At 36.1% G+C, this 19433-nt stretch carries 18 protein-coding genes, 1 tRNA gene, 1 other RNA gene and 4 pseudogenes; 19 read left to right on the top strand and 5 right to left on the bottom strand.

Annotated features, from left to right (window positions below; genetic code table 11):
- Positions 1-78: 78 nt before the first annotated feature.
- Positions 79-152, top strand: a tRNA-Asn gene (locus FGQ53_RS06105).
- Positions 153-257: 105 nt separating this feature from the next.
- Here the strand turns inward: FGQ53_RS06105 and FGQ53_RS06110 are convergent.
- The 4 genes and pseudogenes from FGQ53_RS06110 to FGQ53_RS06125 all read right to left on the bottom strand — a co-directional run bounded on the left by FGQ53_RS06110 (position 258) and on the right by FGQ53_RS06125 (position 4228).
- Positions 258-1514, bottom strand: coding sequence for an ISL3 family transposase (locus FGQ53_RS06110; protein ID WP_195450364.1), 1257 nt, complete (start codon positions 1512-1514; stop codon positions 258-260).
- A gap of 130 nt (positions 1515-1644) precedes the next feature.
- Complete coding sequence (locus tag FGQ53_RS06115) at positions 1645-2901, bottom strand: ISL3 family transposase (RefSeq protein WP_138037156.1); 1257 nt, start codon at positions 2899-2901, stop codon at positions 1645-1647.
- Positions 2902-2967: 66 nt separating this feature from the next.
- Positions 2968-3266, bottom strand: a pseudogene (locus FGQ53_RS06120) (family 1 glycosylhydrolase); the annotation flags it as partial.
- Between the two features lie 51 nt (positions 3267-3317).
- Positions 3318-4228 (bottom strand): annotated as a pseudogene (locus FGQ53_RS06125) (IS982 family transposase).
- Positions 4229-4555: 327 nt separating this feature from the next.
- Between FGQ53_RS06125 and FGQ53_RS06130 the strand changes: the two are divergent.
- The 8 genes from FGQ53_RS06130 (at position 4556) to tnpA (ending at position 11092) form a co-directional block, all read left to right on the top strand.
- A complete protein-coding gene (locus FGQ53_RS06130; protein ID WP_283215143.1) occupies positions 4556-6481 on the top strand; it encodes a BglG family transcription antiterminator in 1926 nt (641 codons plus the stop codon).
- A 7-nt stretch (positions 6482-6488) separates the two neighbouring features.
- Positions 6489-6944 (top strand): PTS sugar transporter subunit IIA, encoded by a 456-nt coding sequence (locus tag FGQ53_RS06135; protein ID WP_138336750.1) that lies wholly within the window; start codon positions 6489-6491, stop codon positions 6942-6944.
- Between the two features lie 25 nt (positions 6945-6969).
- Complete coding sequence (locus FGQ53_RS06140) at positions 6970-8310, top strand: PTS galactitol transporter subunit IIC (RefSeq protein WP_138336752.1); 1341 nt, start codon at positions 6970-6972, stop codon at positions 8308-8310.
- Positions 8311-8348: 38 nt separating this feature from the next.
- Positions 8349-8633, top strand: coding sequence for a PTS sugar transporter subunit IIB (locus FGQ53_RS06145; RefSeq protein WP_000722983.1), 285 nt, complete (start codon positions 8349-8351; stop codon positions 8631-8633).
- Entirely contained in the window at positions 8633-9154 is a 522-nt protein-coding gene (locus FGQ53_RS06150; protein WP_138336756.1) for a YjbQ family protein, read from the top strand. Before FGQ53_RS06145 ends, FGQ53_RS06150 begins: the two co-directional genes overlap by 1 nt.
- Positions 9147-9809: a ribulose-phosphate 3-epimerase gene (locus tag FGQ53_RS06155; RefSeq protein ID WP_029662789.1), complete on the top strand. Its 663-nt coding sequence runs from the start codon at positions 9147-9149 to the stop codon at positions 9807-9809. The genes FGQ53_RS06150 and FGQ53_RS06155 overlap by 8 nt, the downstream gene beginning before the upstream one ends.
- Positions 9802-10335, top strand: a complete 534-nt coding sequence (locus tag FGQ53_RS06160; protein ID WP_001064744.1) for an SIS domain-containing protein — start codon at positions 9802-9804, stop codon at positions 10333-10335. The genes FGQ53_RS06155 and FGQ53_RS06160 overlap by 8 nt, the downstream gene beginning before the upstream one ends.
- A 292-nt stretch (positions 10336-10627) precedes the next feature.
- Positions 10628-11092, top strand: coding sequence for an IS200/IS605 family transposase (gene tnpA / locus FGQ53_RS06165; protein WP_138336759.1), 465 nt, complete (start codon positions 10628-10630; stop codon positions 11090-11092).
- Positions 11093-11317: 225 nt separating this feature from the next.
- Here the strand turns inward: tnpA and FGQ53_RS12300 are convergent.
- A pseudogene (locus FGQ53_RS12300) lies at positions 11318-11504 on the bottom strand (hypothetical protein); the annotation flags it as partial.
- A gap of 320 nt (positions 11505-11824) precedes the next feature.
- On the opposite strand from FGQ53_RS12300, the gene comW reads away from it, so the two are divergent.
- From comW to FGQ53_RS06220, 10 genes and pseudogenes are all read left to right on the top strand, one after another.
- Entirely contained in the window at positions 11825-12061 is a 237-nt protein-coding gene (gene comW / locus FGQ53_RS06175; RefSeq protein WP_171019097.1) for a sigma(X)-activator ComW, read from the top strand.
- A gap of 229 nt (positions 12062-12290) precedes the next feature.
- Positions 12291-13577: an adenylosuccinate synthase gene (locus tag FGQ53_RS06180; RefSeq protein WP_138336765.1), complete on the top strand. Its 1287-nt coding sequence runs from the start codon at positions 12291-12293 to the stop codon at positions 13575-13577.
- A gap of 199 nt (positions 13578-13776) precedes the next feature.
- A complete protein-coding gene (gene tadA, locus FGQ53_RS06185) occupies positions 13777-14244 on the top strand; it encodes a tRNA adenosine(34) deaminase TadA (protein WP_078238238.1) in 468 nt (155 codons plus the stop codon).
- Positions 14245-14276: 32 nt separating this feature from the next.
- An RNA gene (gene ffs / locus FGQ53_RS06190) (signal recognition particle sRNA small type) lies at positions 14277-14370 on the top strand.
- 59 nt (positions 14371-14429) lie between these two features.
- Positions 14430-14873, top strand: coding sequence for a dUTP diphosphatase (locus FGQ53_RS06195; RefSeq protein WP_138336768.1), 444 nt, complete (start codon positions 14430-14432; stop codon positions 14871-14873).
- A gap of 1 nt (position 14874) precedes the next feature.
- On the top strand, positions 14875-15414 hold the full coding sequence (locus FGQ53_RS06200) for a histidine phosphatase family protein (protein ID WP_138336810.1): 540 nt from the start codon (positions 14875-14877) through the stop codon (positions 15412-15414).
- 13 nt (positions 15415-15427) lie between these two features.
- Positions 15428-16789 carry a DNA repair protein RadA gene (radA, locus tag FGQ53_RS06205; protein WP_077804517.1) on the top strand — a complete coding sequence of 454 codons (1362 nt, stop codon included), beginning with the start codon at positions 15428-15430 and terminating at the stop codon, positions 16787-16789.
- A gap of 72 nt (positions 16790-16861) precedes the next feature.
- A complete protein-coding gene (locus FGQ53_RS06210) occupies positions 16862-17359 on the top strand; it encodes a beta-class carbonic anhydrase (RefSeq protein WP_138336771.1) in 498 nt (165 codons plus the stop codon).
- Positions 17360-17379: 20 nt separating this feature from the next.
- Positions 17380-18203: pseudogene (locus FGQ53_RS06215) on the top strand (PrsW family glutamic-type intramembrane protease).
- A 144-nt stretch (positions 18204-18347) separates the two neighbouring features.
- Positions 18348-19316, top strand: coding sequence for a ribose-phosphate diphosphokinase (locus FGQ53_RS06220; RefSeq protein WP_000010158.1), 969 nt, complete (start codon positions 18348-18350; stop codon positions 19314-19316).
- The last annotated feature ends 117 nt before the right edge of the window (positions 19317-19433 follow it).

Raw genomic sequence — 19433 nt, forward strand, 5'->3', positions numbered from 1 at the left:
ACACAGAAGTTAAGCCCTAGAACGCCGGAAGTAGTTGGGGGTTGCCCCCTGTGAGATATGGAAGTCGCTTAGCTCTATTCCGCCATAGCTCAGTTGGTAGTAGCGCATGACTGTTAATCATGATGTCGTAGGTTCGAGTCCTACTGGCGGAGTAGTTAATTAAAGGAGGTTTCGACCTCTTTTTTTGTGGCTCTTTGTCAACTGTAGTGGGTAGACGAAAAGCGGCTCTTTGTCAACTGTAGTGGGTTGAAGAAAAGCTAATATCTAGAAAGGACAAATTTCGACCTTTCTTTTTTGATATTTAGAGCGATGAAAATTCGTTTTTTGAAGTTTTCAAAGTTCCGAAAACCAAATGCATTGCGCTTGATAAGTTTGATGAGATTATTGGTCGCTTCTAATTTTGCGTTAGAATAGGGTAGTTGAAGGGCGTTGACGATTTTCTCTTTATCCTTGAGGAAGGTTTTAAAGACAGTCTGAAAAAGAGGATGAACCAGCTTAAGATTGTCCTCAATAAGTCCGAAAAATTTCTCTGGTTCCTTATTCTGGAAGTGAAAAAGCAAGAGCTGATAGAGCTGATAGTGGTGTTTCAAGTCTTCTGAATAGCTCAAAAGCTTGTCTAGTATTTCTTTATTGGTTAGATGCATACGAAAAGTAGGGCGATAAAATCGTTTATCACTCAGTTTCCGACTATCTTGTTGAATGAGCTTCCAGTAACGTTTGATGGCCTTGTATTCATGGGATTTTCGCTCAAACTGATTCATGATTTGGACACGCACACGACTCATAGCACGGCTTAAGTGTTGAACGATGTGAAAACGATCCAGAACGATTTTAGCGTTTGGAAAAAGTTGTCTAGCTAAGTCATAGTAGGGACTAAACATATCCATCGTAATGATTTTCACCTGACAACGAACAGCTCTATCATACTTAAGAAAGTGATCACGAATGACAGCTTGTGTTCTCCCCTCAAGAACAGTGATGATATTTAGTTTTTCAAAATCTTGCGCAATGAAGCTCATCTTTCCCTTTGTAAAAGCGTACTCATCCCAGGATATAATCTCAGGCAGACGAGAAAAATCATGCTCAAAGTGAAAGTCATTGAGCTTGCGAATAACAGTTGAAGTTGAAATAGACAACTGATGGGCAATGTCGGTCATAGAAGCCTTCTCAATCAGTTTCTGAGCAATTTTTTGGTTGATGATACGAGGAATTTGGTGATTTTTCTTTACTAGAGGAGTCTCAGCGACCATCATTTTCGAGCACTGATAGCACTTGAAACGTCGCTTTTTAAGGAGAATTCTAGTAGGCATACCAGTTGTTTCGAGGTAAGGAATTTTCGACGGTTTTTGGAAGTCATATTTCTTCATTTGACTTCCACACTCAGGACAAGAAGGAGCGTAGTAGTCCAGTTTAGCGATGATTTCCTTGTGTGTATCCCTATTAATGACATCCATAATTTGGATATTTGGGTCTTTAATGTCTAGTAATTTTGTGATAAAATGTAATTGTTCCATATGAATCTTTCTAATGATGGTTTGGTTGCTTTTCATTATAGGTTATATGGAACTTTTTTTCTACACAAAAATAGGCTCCATAAGATCTATAGGGGATTTACCCACTACAAATATTATAGAGCCCGAAAAGCTAACACCTAGAGAGGACGAAATTCGTTCTCTCATTTTTGATGTTTAAAGAAATATATATCTTAGTTTTAAAGTTCGTAAAGTTCCTAAAGCCGAAGGCTTGCCTCTTGATGTCTTTGATGAGTTTATTGGTCGCTTCCAGTTTAGCATTGGAATATGGAAGCTCCATGGCGTTCGTGATGTACGTTTTATACTTTAGAAAAGTTTTAAAAACAGTTTTAAAGGCAAGATTGACAAGATCCAGATTGTCTTCTAGAAGCTCGAAGAAATATTTCGAGTTCATCTCTTGGAAATGGAAGAGAAGGATCTGGTAGAGTTCGTAATAGAATTTCAGTTCATCTGAGAAATTCAATGTCTTCTGGACAACCTCTCTCGGTGTTACTGTTTGCCCAAAAGTGCGAGAAAAGAAGCGATTCAGAGACAGTTTACGACTATCTTTTTGGAGAATACGCCAGTGATTTTTCATGGATCGATAAGGTAGGGAACGCTTATCGAAAGTCTTCATAATATTAATTCTAGTTGTCATCATAGCACGGCTCAGGTGTTGGATAATGTGAAATCTATCAAGGACAATTTTAGCCCTTGGAAATAGTTGTTTGATGATAGGAATATAGCTACCCGACATGTCCACTGTTACGACCTCGACAGTTTCTCTGACCGCCCTAGGATACTTGTAGAAATAGTTCTTGATGGTGGTTTGGCGGTTATTTTCAAGAATGGTCACAATCCGTCTTGTCTCAAAATCCTGAGCAATAAAGGCGAGTTTTCCCTTGTTCCGACTAAATTCATCCCAGCTCAAGACTTTTGGTAATTTCGTAAAATCATGCTCAAATTGAAACTGAGCCAGTTTCCTCTGGACGACCGACACGGAGATATGTAGTCTCCTAGCGATGGCTATATTGGTCATATTTTCTGTATGGAGTTGTGTGACTTTCTCCCAAATAGGTTGGGAAATCTGACAGTTTTTCTTGACTAGAGCTGTCTCAGCTACGGTCACTTTTTTGCAAGATTTGCATTGAAACCGGCGTTTTTTAAGCAGGAGGCAGGTTGGAAACCCCTGACAATCTAAAATAGGGATTTTTGACAACTTTTGAAAATCGTACTTGATACACTTTCCTTGGCAATGAGGACAACGAGGGCTGTCGTAATCTAGCTTTGCCCTGATTTCTAGATGGGTCTGATGTTTCAAAACGAAGAGAATTTTGATATTTTTGTCTTTGATTCCAATTAGTTCTGTGGTAAGATGAGTATAGGTCATTTATGTTAGTTCCTTTCAGACAAATGTGGTAGTTTATCTGAGCCTAACATAGATGGCTTTTTCTGTCTAGCTTAATTTTACAAATTGGGAATCTAAATCTTCACCATTAGAAGCAATCACTTTTTTGTACCAGTCAAATGATTTTTTCTTGCTTCTTTTTTGTGTGCCATTGCCATAATCATCACGGGCTACATAGATAAAGCAATATCTTTTAGTCATCTCACCTGTTCCTGCAGAAACTAAATAATTGCTCCTCAGGTCGTGTAGCCTAGTAGGTCTATTCCGTCAAGGGTGTCTGCATCTCGCATTTCCTTGATGTGGTCTCTGAGATAGTCTATCCTGTAATCATCTTTAGCATAACCATTTTATGTTGTGAAGATGGGGTTTTATAGTTAATAACCCGTTGTGCTAGTTAATCAAGCGTAAGCAAGGGAATATTTTAAACTGATACCAAATTCAGTATGACTGCTTTTAAGCAAAAGAGAATAGATAAGTAATATTGACTCTGTCTTAAATTTAAGCGCCTGAATATTTCGACAACGTAAAGCCTCCATTCCAAACTGCTCTAAACTAGAAAATACAGTCTCCACTGGTTTCCTCAATCGACTTATTTTGTAATTTTCTAGCCATGAATAACCCACCATGTTTTTTCTGAGTTGAGAAATTAACTGGATACCACAGTCTGCTAACGTTGCCTTTGTCTGTCTATCCACATATCCTTTATCTCCATAAACGATTGGAAATGGGCTATTTTCAAGTAGCTCCAAAGCAACATCGCCATCATAAATAGATGCGGGTGTGACAACATAATCAATAGGAAACCCACTGTCGCTGACAAGAACTGAAAATTTCAAGCCATAATAATGGATTTTCTTAGTCGCATTATAGCCAATATCTGCCACCTCTGATAACAATGTAGCTCTCATGTTGCGAATGGGGTGACATAGGGCACAAGGAAAGCTGTCAATCAAGCCGAACGAGCAGGTTTGACAAAGATCTAAGACCATAAAATAGCGCATACGCTGAATACTTTGAGCAAGATTTTGACAGATACGGCAAAATAGTGAGTGTTCAGGGAAGTTGTCAGGGAAGAGATTATGACGAATCGCACGGTAAATAGCACTTGCGTCCTGCAGCCCTCTTGAATTGCCCAAAGATAACTAGCGATAACAACGACATCAGACTGTTTTTGTAGGTGGATATTTCGCCGATTTCGAACCTCATGGGGAACAAATCGCTCATATAAAGCGATAACTTGAGTCAAGATTTTTGAAAAAATAACTTGTGTTTGATTGGGATTTGCGAGATAATAATGTTGGCTTTGCATATCATTCCCTCATTTCGTGGTTGTTTTGAGTTTATGATACGCAAAGTTTTTTTATTTGGCTAGAATTAACTAGCACAACGGGTAGTTAATAATTTAATTAAAAGTGTAGTTTATTGTTATTATAGCCATTATTAGATGGTGTAAATGAAATGTTGATATTGATATATCAGGGCTTGAATTATAATATTTGCAATAATTTCAATAAATGTTAACAATAAATGTTGAAATAAATGTAATTGACGATTATTTTCACATATTATATAATTAGGTCAAATAGATGATCTATTTACTTATAGGAGGGGTGATACAATCGAAAGACAATATAAGATATTAAAAATTCTATCTAAGCACGATGGACCAATTTCATCTAGAAGGTTGAGTGACTATTTACAAGTATCTAGGAGAACGGTTTTTAAAGATATTGATAGTTTAAGATTGATAGCAAATAAATATAATATTGATATTATTAACATCCCTTCGAAAGGAATTGAACTTAAAATAAATAATCCACAAGATATTTTAAATTTAGAAAATAAGATTAAAGAGAAGATATATCGTGATAATTACTCTGTTGAAAATAGGAGACTTTACATCATCAAGCAGCTTTATTTAACAAATAATGATTTAACTTTAGACTATTTATCTGAAGAATATCTTGTAAGTAAGACTTCCATATATAACGATATAAAGGTTATTAATAAAGTTATAGAAGGATATGGCTCAAAAATAGTTTCGAATATATCTGGAATTGAATTAATCGGAGATGAGATAAATATACAACGTTCTTTAATAGAACTAATATTTCATTACTCAGATAAAGTATCTTACTCAAGTTCGATAAATAAAGCACAGTTAGTGTTCTTTGATAAAAATATAGTTAATAGTATATACGAAGAATTATTTTTAGAAAATAAAAGTTTAATAGAAAATCTTCCGGATTATTATATTCAATCTTTTCTAACATTAGTATTTACTTTGTGTTCAAGAGTTAAGATAGACCGTCATATTGGAGACGATTTTAAATATGTTACACCTAAGTTTAATAATTATGACTCAGAAACTGTAAAAACTTTTGTTGATTTTCTAATAGATGAATTGGATTTAAACCTAAAAGCCAAGGATATCGCATATCTTAAGAAACAAATATATGCTCATAGACTGGTAGATAAACCAATAAATGATAAATCTGATAATAATTTCATAGTAAATAAATTTATCGGAAGGATTAGCAAAATCGAAGGTGTTGACTTTAGTAACAACGAAGAGTTAGTTAAGGCAATGTCATATCATATCTCTGCTATGGTTGAAAGGTTAAAACTAGGAATTCACATACAGAATCCTCTTTTGAAAAGTTTGCGCAAAGAATATAAAACTTTATTTAGCATAATTTGGTATTCAACTAATATACTTGAAGACTACTTTAAGATAAAAATGAATGATGATGAAGTGGCTTTGATATTAATATACTTTCAAATTCAGATAGAAGCATCAAATAAAGCTAACAATATATTGATCGTGTGTCAGTACGGAATCTCATGTGCTCAGCTTATTTATAATAAAGTAAAAGGATTTCTTCCAGAAAAAGATAACTTATTGATACGAACATTAGACGAATTGAGTAATAGTGATTTAAGCGATGTAGATTTTATCATATCATCAATAAATTTAGATTATTTGAATTTGGATATACCATATGTTTTTGTTAATCCTGTAATTAATAATGATGATTATATAAAAATAATTTCTGAATATACAAAAATATTTAGCAAGCGATATCAAATAAGGAAAAATGAAAAAAATAATGAAGATGTAAGTGCAATAGAGATTGATGATTTAATATCTTTAGAAACTATATTTTTGAGGAAAGAATTCAAAAACAAAGAGGAATTAATTGAATATGTTGGCAATTCATTAAATAAAAATAAATTTGTTGACTATTCATATTTAAAGTCGATTTTTGCTAGGGAGGCTATAGGGATTACAGCACTAGAATATGGAGTAGCATTACCTCATGCAAGTTCAAAAACTGTCAACAGAACACATATAGCAATCTGCACTCTCAGTCACCCTATAGACTGGGATGGGATTCCAACGTCCCTAGTTATTTTTATGAATTTTGAAGATGACGAAGTAGAAAATATTAGATATATAGTTGATAAAATATATAAAAAGATAAATTCAAAAGAAAAAGTTGATAAGTTGGTAGGGTGTAAAAAACCTGAGGAATTAATAGAAGAAATTAGAAGTATATGAGGTGGATATGTATTTCGATAAGAAATTAATAAATACGTTTGTAAATGTTGATAATCAGGAGGAGCTATTTAGATTTATGTCAGATAGCTTATATGATAGTGGTTGTGTAAAAGATTCTTTTTATGATGGGATAGTAAGTAGAGAATCTGAATATCCAACAGGAATACAAATAGGAAATGTTGGTTTTGCAATACCACATACGGATTCAAAACATGTTTTGGAGTCTCAGATTTGTTTTGTATCTTTAAAAAAACCAATACTTTTTGCAGATATGACAGATATTAATAATAAATTTCCAGTAAATTTGGTATTTATGCTATCTATGAAAGAGCCAGGTGATCAAATAAAAACTTTACAAAAATTGATGGAAATATTTGCTAATGAAGAAGTAATAAGTTTTCTTTTAGAAACAGATAATAAAGATGAAATTCTTAATATTTTAAAAGAAAATGGTATTGACTAAAATATAAATTTATTAGGAGGATAAAATGTCAGTTTTAATTAATTCGTTTCAATGGTTCATAGGCCTTGGATCAAATGTTTTTTTACCAATTATAATATTTATTTTAGGGATTATTTTTGGTCTAAAACCAGGAAAGGCCTTAATGTCAGGAATTACAGTAGGAATTGGTTCAATCGGTCTTGGACTAGTATTGAATTTATTGTCAGGTAGTCTGGGAAGTGCAATTCAAGATATGGGAAATCATTATGGAAGCTCTCTTAATATATTAGATATGGGTGTTGGAGTTGGAGGACCTTTAGCTTTCTCTACATCTTTAGGCTTGCTGATGATACCTATTTCACTTGTAGTTAATATATTGTTCGTATTTTTAGGCTTAACTAGAACTTTGAATGTAGATATTTGGAATTTTTGGTTTCCTATATTTATGGGAATGATTACCCAATCTATTACAGGTAACTTTGTGTTTGGTATACTAGGTGGAACCGTTGCGGTAATGATTCAGTGGTTACTTGCAGATATAAATCAGAAAAAAAATAGTGAGTTTTTTGGCTACCCTGGTATAGCCATAAGCCACATGATGGTTAATTCAGGTGCAATAATTGCCCGTCCTTTAAATTGGATTTTTGATAGAATACCTGGTCTAAATAAAATTGATCTTGATGCTGAATCTTTAACTAAAAGGTTTGGAATATTGGGGGATACAGTTTTTATAGGATTAGTTATAGGTGCACTAGTAGGTATTTTTGCTAAATATGATGTATCTAAGATCGGAAATCTTGCTATATCTACAGCAGCGGTAATGAAAATAATGCCTAAAATGGTTGCTATGTTTATGGAAGGTCTGGGACCAATAGCAGAAGCTGCTTCAGATTTTGCTAATAATAAATTAGGTGGTAGACAAGTTAATATAGGAATGGATGCTGCACTAGTAGTAGGACACTCTGCAGTTATGTCTACATCAATATTACTAGTTCCAATTTCTTTGGCTCTTGCATTAGTATTACCGGGCAATCAAGTTTTACCTTTTGGAGATTTAGCATTTTTCGCATTTGCTATAGCTATGATGGTTCCTTTCTTTAAAGGAAATGTTATTAGAACTGTACTAGGAAGTGCTATATATGTTGTAGCTTGTCTATATTTATCAACATGGTTAGCTCCAGTAATGACAGATGTATTTAATTTAGCTAGTTTCGACGTTGGAACAGCAGGATTGGTTACAATGCTACTCGCTGCTTTATGGCCAGTTGCTTTATATGTATTAGCTTTAAAATATTTAGGCATATTTGGAGTCGTAGCAATAGGAATATTAGTAATACTAATAATGTATTACATCAACAAGATTAAGAAAATTTCATATTTTCAATAGAACATAGAATATAAATATAAAATATAAAGGAGATAAAAATGAAAAAAATATTAGTAATTTGTGGAGCCGGTCATGCAACATCAACCATAGCTGTTTCTAAAATAAAAAAGTGGTTAGAAGACAATAATTTGGATTCTGATGCAAAAATTTATCAATCAAAAATAGCTGATGAACTAAATAAATTTGATGATTATGATGTCGTTGTAAGTACAACAGTTGTACCAGATTCAGTAAAGGAAAAAGTAATTAATGGAGTTGCTTTATTAACTGGTGTTGGTATAGATAAGGTATTTGAACAAATACGCAAAGAATTGGAAAAATAATGATTATACATGATTTTATTAAGTTAGAAACAGTTGCAGGAAGACCATCCTTCCATGATATAACAGATGATATTAAAGAAATAGTAGAGCAAAATTCTATAACAGATGGAATAATTGTTATATCAAGCTCTCATACAACATGTTCATTATTTTTTGATGAGGATATGCATGATAGAAATTATTTTGGAGATGACTTTCTACATGTTGATATAGCTAAAATGATGGATAAAATCGCCCCACCGATGAGGTCTGAGGGCGATTACCATAGTCCTGGAGAAAAACATGTAGAGTTTGGATTAAATCTATGTGATTCGGAATTTCCACCAGAAAAATGGACCATGTTAAATACGGATGCCCATCTAAAATCTTCACTATTTGGCAACAATTCGATGACTCTTATAATAAAAGATAAAAAAATCTTATTAGGAAAACTTGGTAAAGTATTTTTTGTTGACTGGGATCATCTGAGAGAAAGAGATAGAAATATTAGCATTTTATTGTTGGGTGAAAAAAATGGTTAATATTTTACCTTCGATTCTAAATAGTGATTTTTGGAATATCAAAGAAACATTAAATATTCTAAATAATAGCGAGACAAAAGAAATCCATATAGATATAATGGATGGAAATTTTGTTGAAGATATGGCATTTGGGCCAAAGTTTGTAAGAACTATAAGAGAACATACAGATCTGAAATTAGACTTACATCTTATGATTATTAATCCTGAAAGAAAAATTGAAAAATTTATAGAAGCTGGGGCTGACAGTATAACTTTCAATGTTGAAAGCACATTCAATGTAATGAATATAATTCAAAAAGTTAAAGAATTCAATAAAAAAGTTGGAGTAGCTATTAGTCCACATACATCAATATCAAGCATAGAATCTATTTTACCTTTTGTAGATCAAGTTTTAGTTTTAACGATAAAGCCTGGTACTTCAAATTCCCATATAATTACTGAAATGTATGGTAAAATTAAGGAATTACATGATATAAAAAGTATAAAAGAATACTCATATAGGATTATGGTAGATGGAAAAGTTGATGATAAAACACTTGGACCAATACTAAAAAGCGGTGCTGAGGCTGTTGTATCTGGTGGATATATTTTTAAAAATGAAAAAATATTAGACAACATTGAAATATTAAAAAAGATAGGAAAAAGTTATGAATAATCAGCCTTACTTGGAATTAATAGAGAGCGAAATTATTGAGTTTTGCAAATCAAATACTCTCTTAAATTTTGAAGAATTATCTAAATATTTTAAGAAAGATAGAAGGATATTCGTTGGTGGTGTCGGAAGATCAAGTATGGCAGCAAGAGGATTCGTAAATAGACTTGTTCATTTAGGATACTCTGCACATTTAATAGGAGAGATTAGCACTCCTTTAGCTAGAAAAGATGATGTTGTATTACTTATATCTAATTCAGGAAATACAAATTCATTGTATACCATAGGAGAAAGGGCAAAAAAAGATGGAGCTAAAATATTAAGTATAACATCCAATAAAGATTCTAAAATTTTTCAAATTAGCGATGATTCATTGGTATTAAAGGATGTTGATAAATCAAATCAGCCTATGGGTAGTTTATTTGAACAAGCAGCTTTGCTTGTGACTGATGCTTTCATTTTGTTTCTAATGAATCTAAACATAGAAACATCTGAATCAATGAGGAAAAGACATTCAAATTTGGAGTGATACAAATCTTATCTTATGCTAGAATATATCGTTGTTTAAGATTAATAAATTATAGTAATTTATCAAACAAATTATTCGATTTACATAACTTTATCTATGGTGAAATTTTAAAAGGGTTGTCGACGGGCAACCCTATTTTTGTTATGTGACTATTAGTCCGTCTCGCTCCGTTAAGGTGCGAGACAAAAAAACCACCCGCTATGCGGGTGCGCGTCGAAGGTTATACCAAAAAAACTCCGAACGCGATACAATAAAGGTGTTCAAGCCAATTGTAAAGCGAAAGGAGAAAAATATGGCACAAAAGGCTCATAGTTTATCGCATACAAAGTGGCACTGTAAGTATCACATTGTGTTCACCCCTAAGTATAGACGAAAAGTTATCTATAATCAATATCGAAGTAGTTTAGGCGAAATATTTCATCGCTTATGTAGTTATAAAGGTGTTGAAATTATCGAGGGTCACTTAATGCCTGATCATGTACATATGTTAGTAAGTATTCCGCTGAGGATAAGTGTTTCGAGTTTTATGGGGTATTTAAAAGGCAAAAGTGCACTCATGATATTTGATAAACACGCCAATCTCAAGTATAAGTTTGGGAATCGACATTTCTGGGCAGAAGGTTATTATGTGAGCACAGTAGGGCTCAATGAAGCCACAATTAAGAAATATATTCAAGAGCAGGAAAAGCATGATATAGCACTAGATAAATTGAGTGTAAAAGAATATGAGGATCCCTTTAGGGATAGTGGTAAGTAATACTAAAGCCTCTTTAAGAGGCAAGTGACGAGTCAAGAGCAATAAGGCTTGAACAACGTGAAAGCCAGCGTCTTTAGGCGCTGGCTGGTAATTTGGGCTTATAGCCCTGGTTCAAACCACCCGTTAGACGGGTGGTCATGATTATGTAATTAATAATCTGTCTTGCACCTAATGACAAGTGATATTTTTCTTGACGATAGAAGTCTCAGCTACCATCATTTTCTAACACTGATAGCACTTAAAACGTCGCTTTATTAGAAGATTTCTAGTAGACATACCAGTCGTTTCGAGGTAAGGAATCTCAGTGTGTACCCCTATTAATGACATCCATAATTTTGATATTAGGGTCTTTAATGTCGAGTAATTTTGTGATAAGTTGAAGAACTCTTGAGAAATATTTATTATAGTAGATTGAATCTAGAATAGTACGTTATGCTGTTAAAATATTTCTAGAAATTAATTTGACTTTCCTAATCGATTTGTTCACATCTTGTTTCAATCCACTATACTATTGAAACAGAACAGGATAATTTTTTAAATCATTTATAGGAATTTTTTATTTTTAGGGATTTAATAGTTTGTTTTTGATGTAAGGTATTTATTCTATTCTGTCAACTTTTCCTATTTTTTATCTTATTGAGGTTGGTATTTGTACAATTCAGGAATTATTAATGATTAATTAAAATTTTTTGTTAGAATAAGTTCATAAATAGAAAAAAGAGGTGTATGCTTATGATACAAAGTATTTATGATCAGATGACTGATTTCTATGACAGTATCGAAGAAGAGTATGCTACTTTCTTTGATAATAGTTGGGAATGGGAACATTTTCATTTTAAATTTTTGATTTATTATTTAGTTCGATATGGCATTGGGTGTCGTAGGGATTTTATCGTTTACCATTATCGTGTTGCTTATCGTTTGTATCTTGAAAAGATGATAATGAATCGGGGTTTTATTTCTTGTTAAGGTAATTTTAGTAAATTTCCGAACAAACTTACTTTTTCATGGCAATATAACAATAAATAGCTGGTAATTTTTCTAAATCATTTTTTAATAGTTGGAAATAGTAAATCTTTGTATTGTTTCTTCTTGATAAAAAGGCGATTTTTTCTTATAATAAATTGTAAGATATAATTGCAGGTGAGATTCCTGCCATGTATGTGGAAAGGAAGAGCCTGAGGGCTCAGACAAGATTATGACTTCAGTTGTTGTTGTAGGTACCCAGTGGGGTGATGAAGGTAAAGGGAAGATTACAGACTTCCTTTCAGCGAATGCAGAAGTGATTGCACGTTACCAAGGTGGTGATAATGCAGGGCACACGATTGTGATTGATGGTAAGAAATTTAAGTTGCACTTGATTCCATCTGGGATTTTCTTCCCTGAAAAAATTTCTGTTATTGGTAACGGAATGGTTGTAAATCCTAAATCGCTTGTGAAAGAATTGAGCTATCTTCATGAGGAAGGTGTGACAACTGATAACTTGCGTATTTCTGATCGTGCGCATGTTATTTTACCTTATCATATCGAGTTGGATCGTTTGCAAGAAGAAGCTAAAGGTGACGATAAGATTGGTACTACAATTAAGGGAATAGGTCCAGCTTATATGGACAAGGCTGCTCGTGTGGGAATTCGTATTGCTGATCTTTTGGATAAAGACATTTTCCGTGAGCGTTTAGAACGTAACCTTGCTGAAAAGAATCGTCTTTTTGAAAAATTGTATGACAGTAAAGCGATTGCTTTTGATGATATTTTTGAAGAGTATTACGAATATGGTCAACAAATCAAGAAGTATGTGACAGATACATCTGTCATTTTGAATGATGCGCTTGATAATGGTAAACGTGTTCTTTTTGAAGGTGCACAAGGTGTTATGCTAGATATCGACCAAGGTACCTATCCATTTGTTACGTCATCAAACCCTGTGGCTGGTGGTGTGACCATTGGTTCTGGTGTTGGTCCAAGTAAAATTGACAAGGTTGTAGGTGTATGTAAAGCCTATACGAGTCGTGTGGGAGACGGTCCTTTCCCAACTGAGTTGTTTGATGAAGTAGGAGAACGTATCCGCGAAGTCGGTCATGAATATGGGACAACAACTGGTCGTCCACGTCGTGTGGGTTGGTTTGACTCAGTCGTGATGCGTCATAGCCGTCGTGTTTCTGGTATCACTAACCTTTCATTGAACTCTATCGATGTTTTGAGTGGTTTAGATACAGTGAAAATCTGTGTGGCCTATGATCTTGATGGTCAACGTATTGACTACTATCCAGCTAGTCTTGAGCAATTGAAACGTTGTAAGCCTATCTATGAAGAGTTGCCAGGTTGGTCAGAAGATATCACTGGAGTTCGTAATTTGGAAGAGCTTCCTGAGAATGCGCGTAACTATGTTCGTCGTGTGAGCGAATTGGTTGGCGTTCGTATCTCTACTTTCTCAGTAGGTCCTGGTCGTGAACAAACAAATATTTTAGAAAGTGTTTGGTCATAAGAGATTTTTAAGATTTGTTTAAGATAGGTCGGGTATACTATAGACAGTTACAAGAAGACCTCCTAACTTGTTGTAACAAATATCCTAAACTTTTCTTTTTCATAATAATCTCCCTATAGAGTCACCGCGTTCGGTGGCTTTTTTTGTGTTGGGAATCATGATATAATAATAAAATCGATAAGTAGGAAAAGGGAAATTGATGAATTATACAGTTGAAGAAAAAGAAGTCTTTATGAGGGAGGCTTTGAGAGAGGCAGAGATTGCTCTTGAACACGATGAAATTCCAATTGGTTGTGTGATTGTCAAAGATGGGGAAATCATTGGTCGTGGGCATAATGCACGTGAGGAGTTGCAGCGAGCGGTTATGCATGCGGAGATTATGGCCATAGAGAATGCGAACCTGAGTGAGGAGAGCTGGCGCTTGCTAGATTGTACGCTTTTTGTGACTATTGAGCCTTGTGTCATGTGTAGTGGGGCGATTGGGCTTGCCCGTATTCCAAACGTGGTCTATGGGGCTAAAAACCAGAAATTTGGCGCTGCTGGGAGTTTGTACGATATCTTGACAGATGAGCGTCTGAATCATCGTGTGGAGGTTGAAATGGGAATTTTGGAAGATGAATGCGCAGCTATCATGCAGGACTTTTTTAGAAATAGACGGAAAAAATAATTTTGCTTTTAAAATGAATAGGAATGTGATATAATAAATAGTGGAGCAACAGTTCTGCGTGAAGTGGGTCAGGGGAGGAATCCAGCAGCCCTAAGCGATGTGAATTGTGTGCTCTTTTTTCGTGCTTTTTCCGAATAAATAAGATAGAATAATCTAGAATAAATGATAATAGAAAAGAGAAGATTATGAAAATTCGTGGTTTTGAATTGGTTTCGAGTTTTAAAGATGAAAATTTATTGCCCAAGCGTGAGACGGCGCATGCGGCTGGTTATGACTTAAAGGTTGCTGTGCGTACAGTTATTGCGCCAGGAGAGATTGTCTTGGTTCCGACAGGGGTTAAGGCTTATATGCAGCCGACTGAGGTTCTCTATCTCTATGATCGCTCTTCAAATCCTCGTAAGAAGGGCTTGGTCTTGATTAACTCGGTTGGTGTTATTGATGGGGATTATTATGGAAATCCTGGGAATGAAGGGCATATTTTTGCGCAGATGAAGAATATCACAGATCAAGAGGTTGTTCTTGAAGTTGGGGAACGTGTTGTTCAGGCTGTCTTTGCTCCTTTCTTAATTGCAGATGGAGATGCAGCTGATGGCGTGCGAACTGGTGGATTTGGATCTACTGGGCACTAGAATGAAGATTATCTTTGTACGTCATGGAGAGCCAGATTATAGTATGCTTGATAAACTTGAAAATCCGCAACTCTATAGTGGTTTTGGTCGTGATTTAGCGCCATTGACAGGAAAAGGTCGCAGTCTGGCAAAAGAAGTTGCTAAAACTGCATGTTTTGGAAAGGCAGAGATTATTATTTCATCGTCTGTGACGAGGGCTTTAGAAACAGCCCATTATATAGCAGTTGAAACAGGATTGGACTTATTTGTGGAGCCGTTTTTTCATGAGTGGCGTCCAGACTTAGATGGCACTAACTCTGATTTAACTAGTGTATTGGTAGCTCATGAATATTATCTAAAACATCAAGGAGTTTTATCTGAAGATTCTCCTTATCGCTATGAAACTGATCTAGAGATGCGTCATCGTTTTTTAAGAGCTTTGAAAAAATATAAAGATTATAAAACTATTATCATTGTAACTCACGGAATGCTCATGCGTCAGTTTGTGCCAAATGAGAAGATTGATTTTTGCCAGGTGATTGAGTGTGAGTTAGAGATATAGAAAGAGGTTTATCATCGCAAAGAAAAAAGCGACATTTGTATGTCAAAATTGTGGGTATAATTCCCCTAAATATCTGGGGCGTTGTCCCAACTGTGGGTCTTGGTCTTCTTTTGTAGAGGAGGTTGAGGTTGCCGAGGTAAAGAATGCGCGTGTGTCCTTGACAGGTGAGAAAACCAAGCCTATGAAATTGGCTGAGGTAACTTCAATCAACGTCAATCGAACTAAGACGGAGATGGAGGAATTCAACCGTGTACTTGGAGGCGGAGTGGTACCGGGAAGTCTTGTCCTCATTGGTGGGGATCCTGGAATCGGGAAATCAACGCTTCTCCTACAAGTCTCAACCCAGTTATCCCAAGTGGGAACTGTTCTCTATGTCAGTGGGGAGGAGTCTGCCCAGCAAATCAAGTTGCGAGCGGAACGCTTGGGAGATATTGATAGTGAGTTTTATCTCTATGCAGAGACCAATATGCAGAGTGTTCGAGCTGAGGTGGAGAGAATCCAGCCAGACTTCCTCATTATTGACTCTATCCAGACCATTATGTCTCCTGAGATTTCAGGGGTGCAGGGGTCAGTTTCTCAGGTGCGTGAGGTGACGGCTGAGCTCATGCAGTTGGCTAAGACCAACAACATTGCTATCTTTATCGTAGGTCATGTGACCAAGGAAGGAACCTTGGCTGGGCCTCGTATGTTGGAGCATATGGTGGATACAGTGCTTTACTTTGAAGGAGAGCGCCACCATACCTTTCGTATTTTGAGAGCGGTCAAAAACCGTTTTGGTTCCACTAATGAGATTGGGATTTTTGAGATGCAGTCGGGTGGTCTGGTTGAGGTGCTCAATCCGAGTCAAGTTTTCCTAGAGGAGCGTTTGGATGGGGCTACTGGCTCGTCAATCGTTGTGACTATGGAAGGGACCCGTCCGATTTTGGCGGAGGTCCAGGCTTTGGTAACACCAACCATGTTTGGAAATGCTAAGCGCACGACGACAGGGCTTGATTTTAATCGTGCGAGTCTGATTATGGCTGTTTTGGAAAAGCGGGCAGGACTTCTCTTGCAGAATCAAGATGCCTATCTTAAATCTGCTGGCGGTGTCAAATTGGATGAACCTGCCATTGACTTAGCCGTTGCAGTTGCCATTGCTTCGAGCTATAAAGACAAGCCAACTAATCCTCAGGAGTGTTTTGTTGGAGAACTGGGCTTGACAGGAGAAATTCGGCGCGTGAATCGTATCGAGCAACGCATCAATGAAGCTGCTAAACTGGGCTTTACTAAGATTTATGTACCGAAAAATTCTTTGACAGGAATCACTCCGCCTAAGGAAATTCAGGTCATTGGAGTGACAACGATTCAGGAGGTTTTGAAAAAGGTCTTTGCATAATCCGTGACAAATCCTCTTAGAAATGATAAGATAGGAGAAATATTTGACTATCAAATTTTAAAGGAGGGAATCGTGTCGTATTTTGAACAGTTTATGCAAGCCAATCAGGCTTATGTTGCCCTGCATGGGCAGTTAAATCTGCCGATTAAACCCAAAACTAGAGTAGCTATTGTGACCTGCATGGATTCACGTTTGCACGTTGCGCAAGCTCTGGGCTTGGCACTTGGGGATGCTCATATCTTGCGGAATGCAGGTGGTCGAGTGACTGAGGACATGATTCGTTCGCTAGTTATTTCCCAGCAACAAATGGGAACAAGAGAGATTGTGGTGTTGCACCATACAGACTGTGGTGCCCAGACTTTTGAAAATGGTCCTTTTCAGGAGTATCTGAAAGAGGAACTAGGTGTCGATGTGTCAGACCAGGACTTTTTGCCCTTCCAAGATATAGAAGAGAGTGTGAGAGAGGATATGCAACTCCTTATCGAATCTCCCTTAATACCAGACGATGTCATTATCTCTGGTGCCATTTACGATGTAGATACAGGAAGTATGACAGTTGTAGAATTGTAAATACTTTATTTAGAAAGAAAGTGTATGAAGAAAAACAATATTTCATTTATTTTTATTTTATTTTATTGCTATGTATTGGTTTACAGTATGAAACCATCTACTATACGGATGGTTCGATGTCAGGTGCGGAATATAGACTAATGGGAGTTTCTATCTTTCTAGTTCTCTTTTACATGATTCCGGCTCTTTATTTCCTTTTCCGTCTTGGGAAAAAATGGGAATTGCCAAAGAATGCCTTGATCTTGTCTTTATTGGGTGGGATGTTCCTTTCAGGCTGGTTGTCTAGCTTTACGAATACTTATATCCATGATTTACTGGGTGTTCTTTTCCCAAATAGTGCCTTTTTAAATGCCTTTGAAAGTGCTATTGTGGCTCCTTTGGTAGAAGAACCGCTGAAATTGTTGCCTCTAGTTTTTGTTTTAGTTTTGGTTCCTGTACGAAAATTAAAATCTTTGTTTTTACTAGGGATTGCTTCTGGTTTGGGATTCCAAATGATTGAGGATATTGGCTACATTCGTACGGATTTGCCAGAGGGATTTGACTTTACTATTTCGAGAATTTTAGAGCGTATCATCTCAGGAATTGCCTCTCACTGGACTTTTTCAGGTCTAGCTGTAGTGGGTGTTTACTTGCTTTACAGAGCCTATAAAGGGCAGAAGGTTGGCAAGAAACAGGGGCTTATTTTCTAGGTTTAGCCTTGGGAACTCACTTCCTGTTTAACTCTCCTTTTGTGGAGTTGGAGACAGAGTTGCCCTTAGCGATTCCAGTGGTTACGGCTATTACTCTCTATGGTTTTTATCAGGCTTATTGCTTTGTTGAGAAGCACAATGAGCTGATGAACTAGAATATTTTTCAAAAGAATGATGCAAGGGTACAAATATAGTGCCCTTCTTTTATTTTTGATTGAAAAATAGTGCAAAAAGCGCTACAATGGTAGATGGAAAATCTTGTGAAAAGCACAAGCGATACATATATACCGGAGGAAATCATGTCTTTTTCTGATTTAAAGCTGTTTGCCCTTTCTTCTAATAAAGAATTGGCAGAACGTGTGGCGCAGGAGATTGGGATAGAGTTGGGGAAATCAAGTGTTCGCCAATTTTCAGATGGAGAGATTCAGGTCAACATCGAAGAATCAATCCGTGGGAAACACGTCTTTATCCTACAATCAACTAGTTCGCCTGTAAATGACAATCTGCTTGAAATTTTGATTATGGTAGATGCTTTGAAGCGTGCGAGTGCAGAATCTGTCAATGTTGTCATGCCTTACTATGGGTATGCACGTCAGGATAGAAAGGCGAGAGCGCGTGAGCCAATCACTTCAAAACTTGTCGCAAATATGCTTGAGGTAGCTGGGGTGGATCGTTTATTGACAATCGACTTGCATGCTGCACAGATTCAAGGATTCTTTGATATTCCTGTGGATCACTTGATGGGAGCTCCTCTGATTGCGGATTATTTTGAGCGTCGTGGTATGGTTGGTTCTGACTATGTGGTTGTCAGCCCAGACCATGGAGGGGTGACTCGTGCTCGTAAGTTGGCAGAATTTTTGAAAACATCTATCGCTATCATTGACAAACGTCGTAGCGTTGATAAGATGAATACCAGTGAAGTCATGAACATCATCGGTAAGGTCGAAGGCAAGACTTGTATCTTGATTGATGATATGATTGATACTGCTGGAACGATTTGTCATGCTGCAGATGCTCTTGCGGAAGCTGGTGCTGTTGAAGTCTATGCGAGCTGTACGCACCCAGTTCTTTCTGGTCCTGCTATGGATAATATCCAAAAATCAGCTATTAAGAAATTGGTTGTTTTGGATACCATCTATCTGCCAGAAGAGCGTTTGATTGATAAGATTGAGCAGATTTCAATTGCTCATTTATTGGGGGATGCTATCGTGCGTATCCATGAAAAACGCCCACTTTCTCCACTTTTCAGTATTGAGAAAAAGATTTAATGACCAAGCCTGAGATAATTCTCAGGTTTTTTTCGTCTCTTTTCCCGAATAAATAGATAGAGCCAGTGAATCTAGTAAACCTAGATTCACTGGCTCTATCTATTTATTCGGGAAAAG

Source organism: Streptococcus mitis, assembly GCF_005844455.1.
Taxonomy (GTDB): Bacteria; Bacillota; Bacilli; order Lactobacillales; family Streptococcaceae; genus Streptococcus; species Streptococcus mitis_BF.

What these genes read in the sequence shown, in the direction of transcription:
- FGQ53_RS06110 (WP_195450364.1), bottom strand. Translation starts at nt 1,514, where the DNA reads ATGGAACAATTACATTTTATCACAAAATTACTAGACATTAAAGACCCA.
- FGQ53_RS06115 (WP_138037156.1), bottom strand. Translation starts at nt 2,901, where the DNA reads ATGACCTATACTCATCTTACCACAGAACTAATTGGAATCAAAGACAAA.
- FGQ53_RS06135 (WP_138336750.1), top strand. Translation starts at nt 6,489, where the DNA reads ATGTATTTCGATAAGAAATTAATAAATACGTTTGTAAATGTTGATAAT.
- FGQ53_RS06140 (WP_138336752.1), top strand. Translation starts at nt 6,970, where the DNA reads ATGTCAGTTTTAATTAATTCGTTTCAATGGTTCATAGGCCTTGGATCA.
- FGQ53_RS06145 (WP_000722983.1), top strand. Translation starts at nt 8,349, where the DNA reads ATGAAAAAAATATTAGTAATTTGTGGAGCCGGTCATGCAACATCAACC.
- FGQ53_RS06150 (WP_138336756.1), top strand. Translation starts at nt 8,633, where the DNA reads ATGATTATACATGATTTTATTAAGTTAGAAACAGTTGCAGGAAGACCA.
- FGQ53_RS06155 (WP_029662789.1), top strand. Translation starts at nt 9,147, where the DNA reads ATGGTTAATATTTTACCTTCGATTCTAAATAGTGATTTTTGGAATATC.
- FGQ53_RS06160 (WP_001064744.1), top strand. Translation starts at nt 9,802, where the DNA reads ATGAATAATCAGCCTTACTTGGAATTAATAGAGAGCGAAATTATTGAG.
- tnpA (WP_138336759.1), top strand. Translation starts at nt 10,628, where the DNA reads ATGGCACAAAAGGCTCATAGTTTATCGCATACAAAGTGGCACTGTAAG.
- comW (WP_171019097.1), top strand. Translation starts at nt 11,825, where the DNA reads ATGATACAAAGTATTTATGATCAGATGACTGATTTCTATGACAGTATC.
- FGQ53_RS06180 (WP_138336765.1), top strand. Translation starts at nt 12,291, where the DNA reads ATGACTTCAGTTGTTGTTGTAGGTACCCAGTGGGGTGATGAAGGTAAA.
- tadA (WP_078238238.1), top strand. Translation starts at nt 13,777, where the DNA reads ATGAATTATACAGTTGAAGAAAAAGAAGTCTTTATGAGGGAGGCTTTG.
- FGQ53_RS06195 (WP_138336768.1), top strand. Translation starts at nt 14,430, where the DNA reads ATGAAAATTCGTGGTTTTGAATTGGTTTCGAGTTTTAAAGATGAAAAT.
- FGQ53_RS06200 (WP_138336810.1), top strand. Translation starts at nt 14,875, where the DNA reads ATGAAGATTATCTTTGTACGTCATGGAGAGCCAGATTATAGTATGCTT.
- FGQ53_RS06220 (WP_000010158.1), top strand. Translation starts at nt 18,348, where the DNA reads ATGTCTTTTTCTGATTTAAAGCTGTTTGCCCTTTCTTCTAATAAAGAA.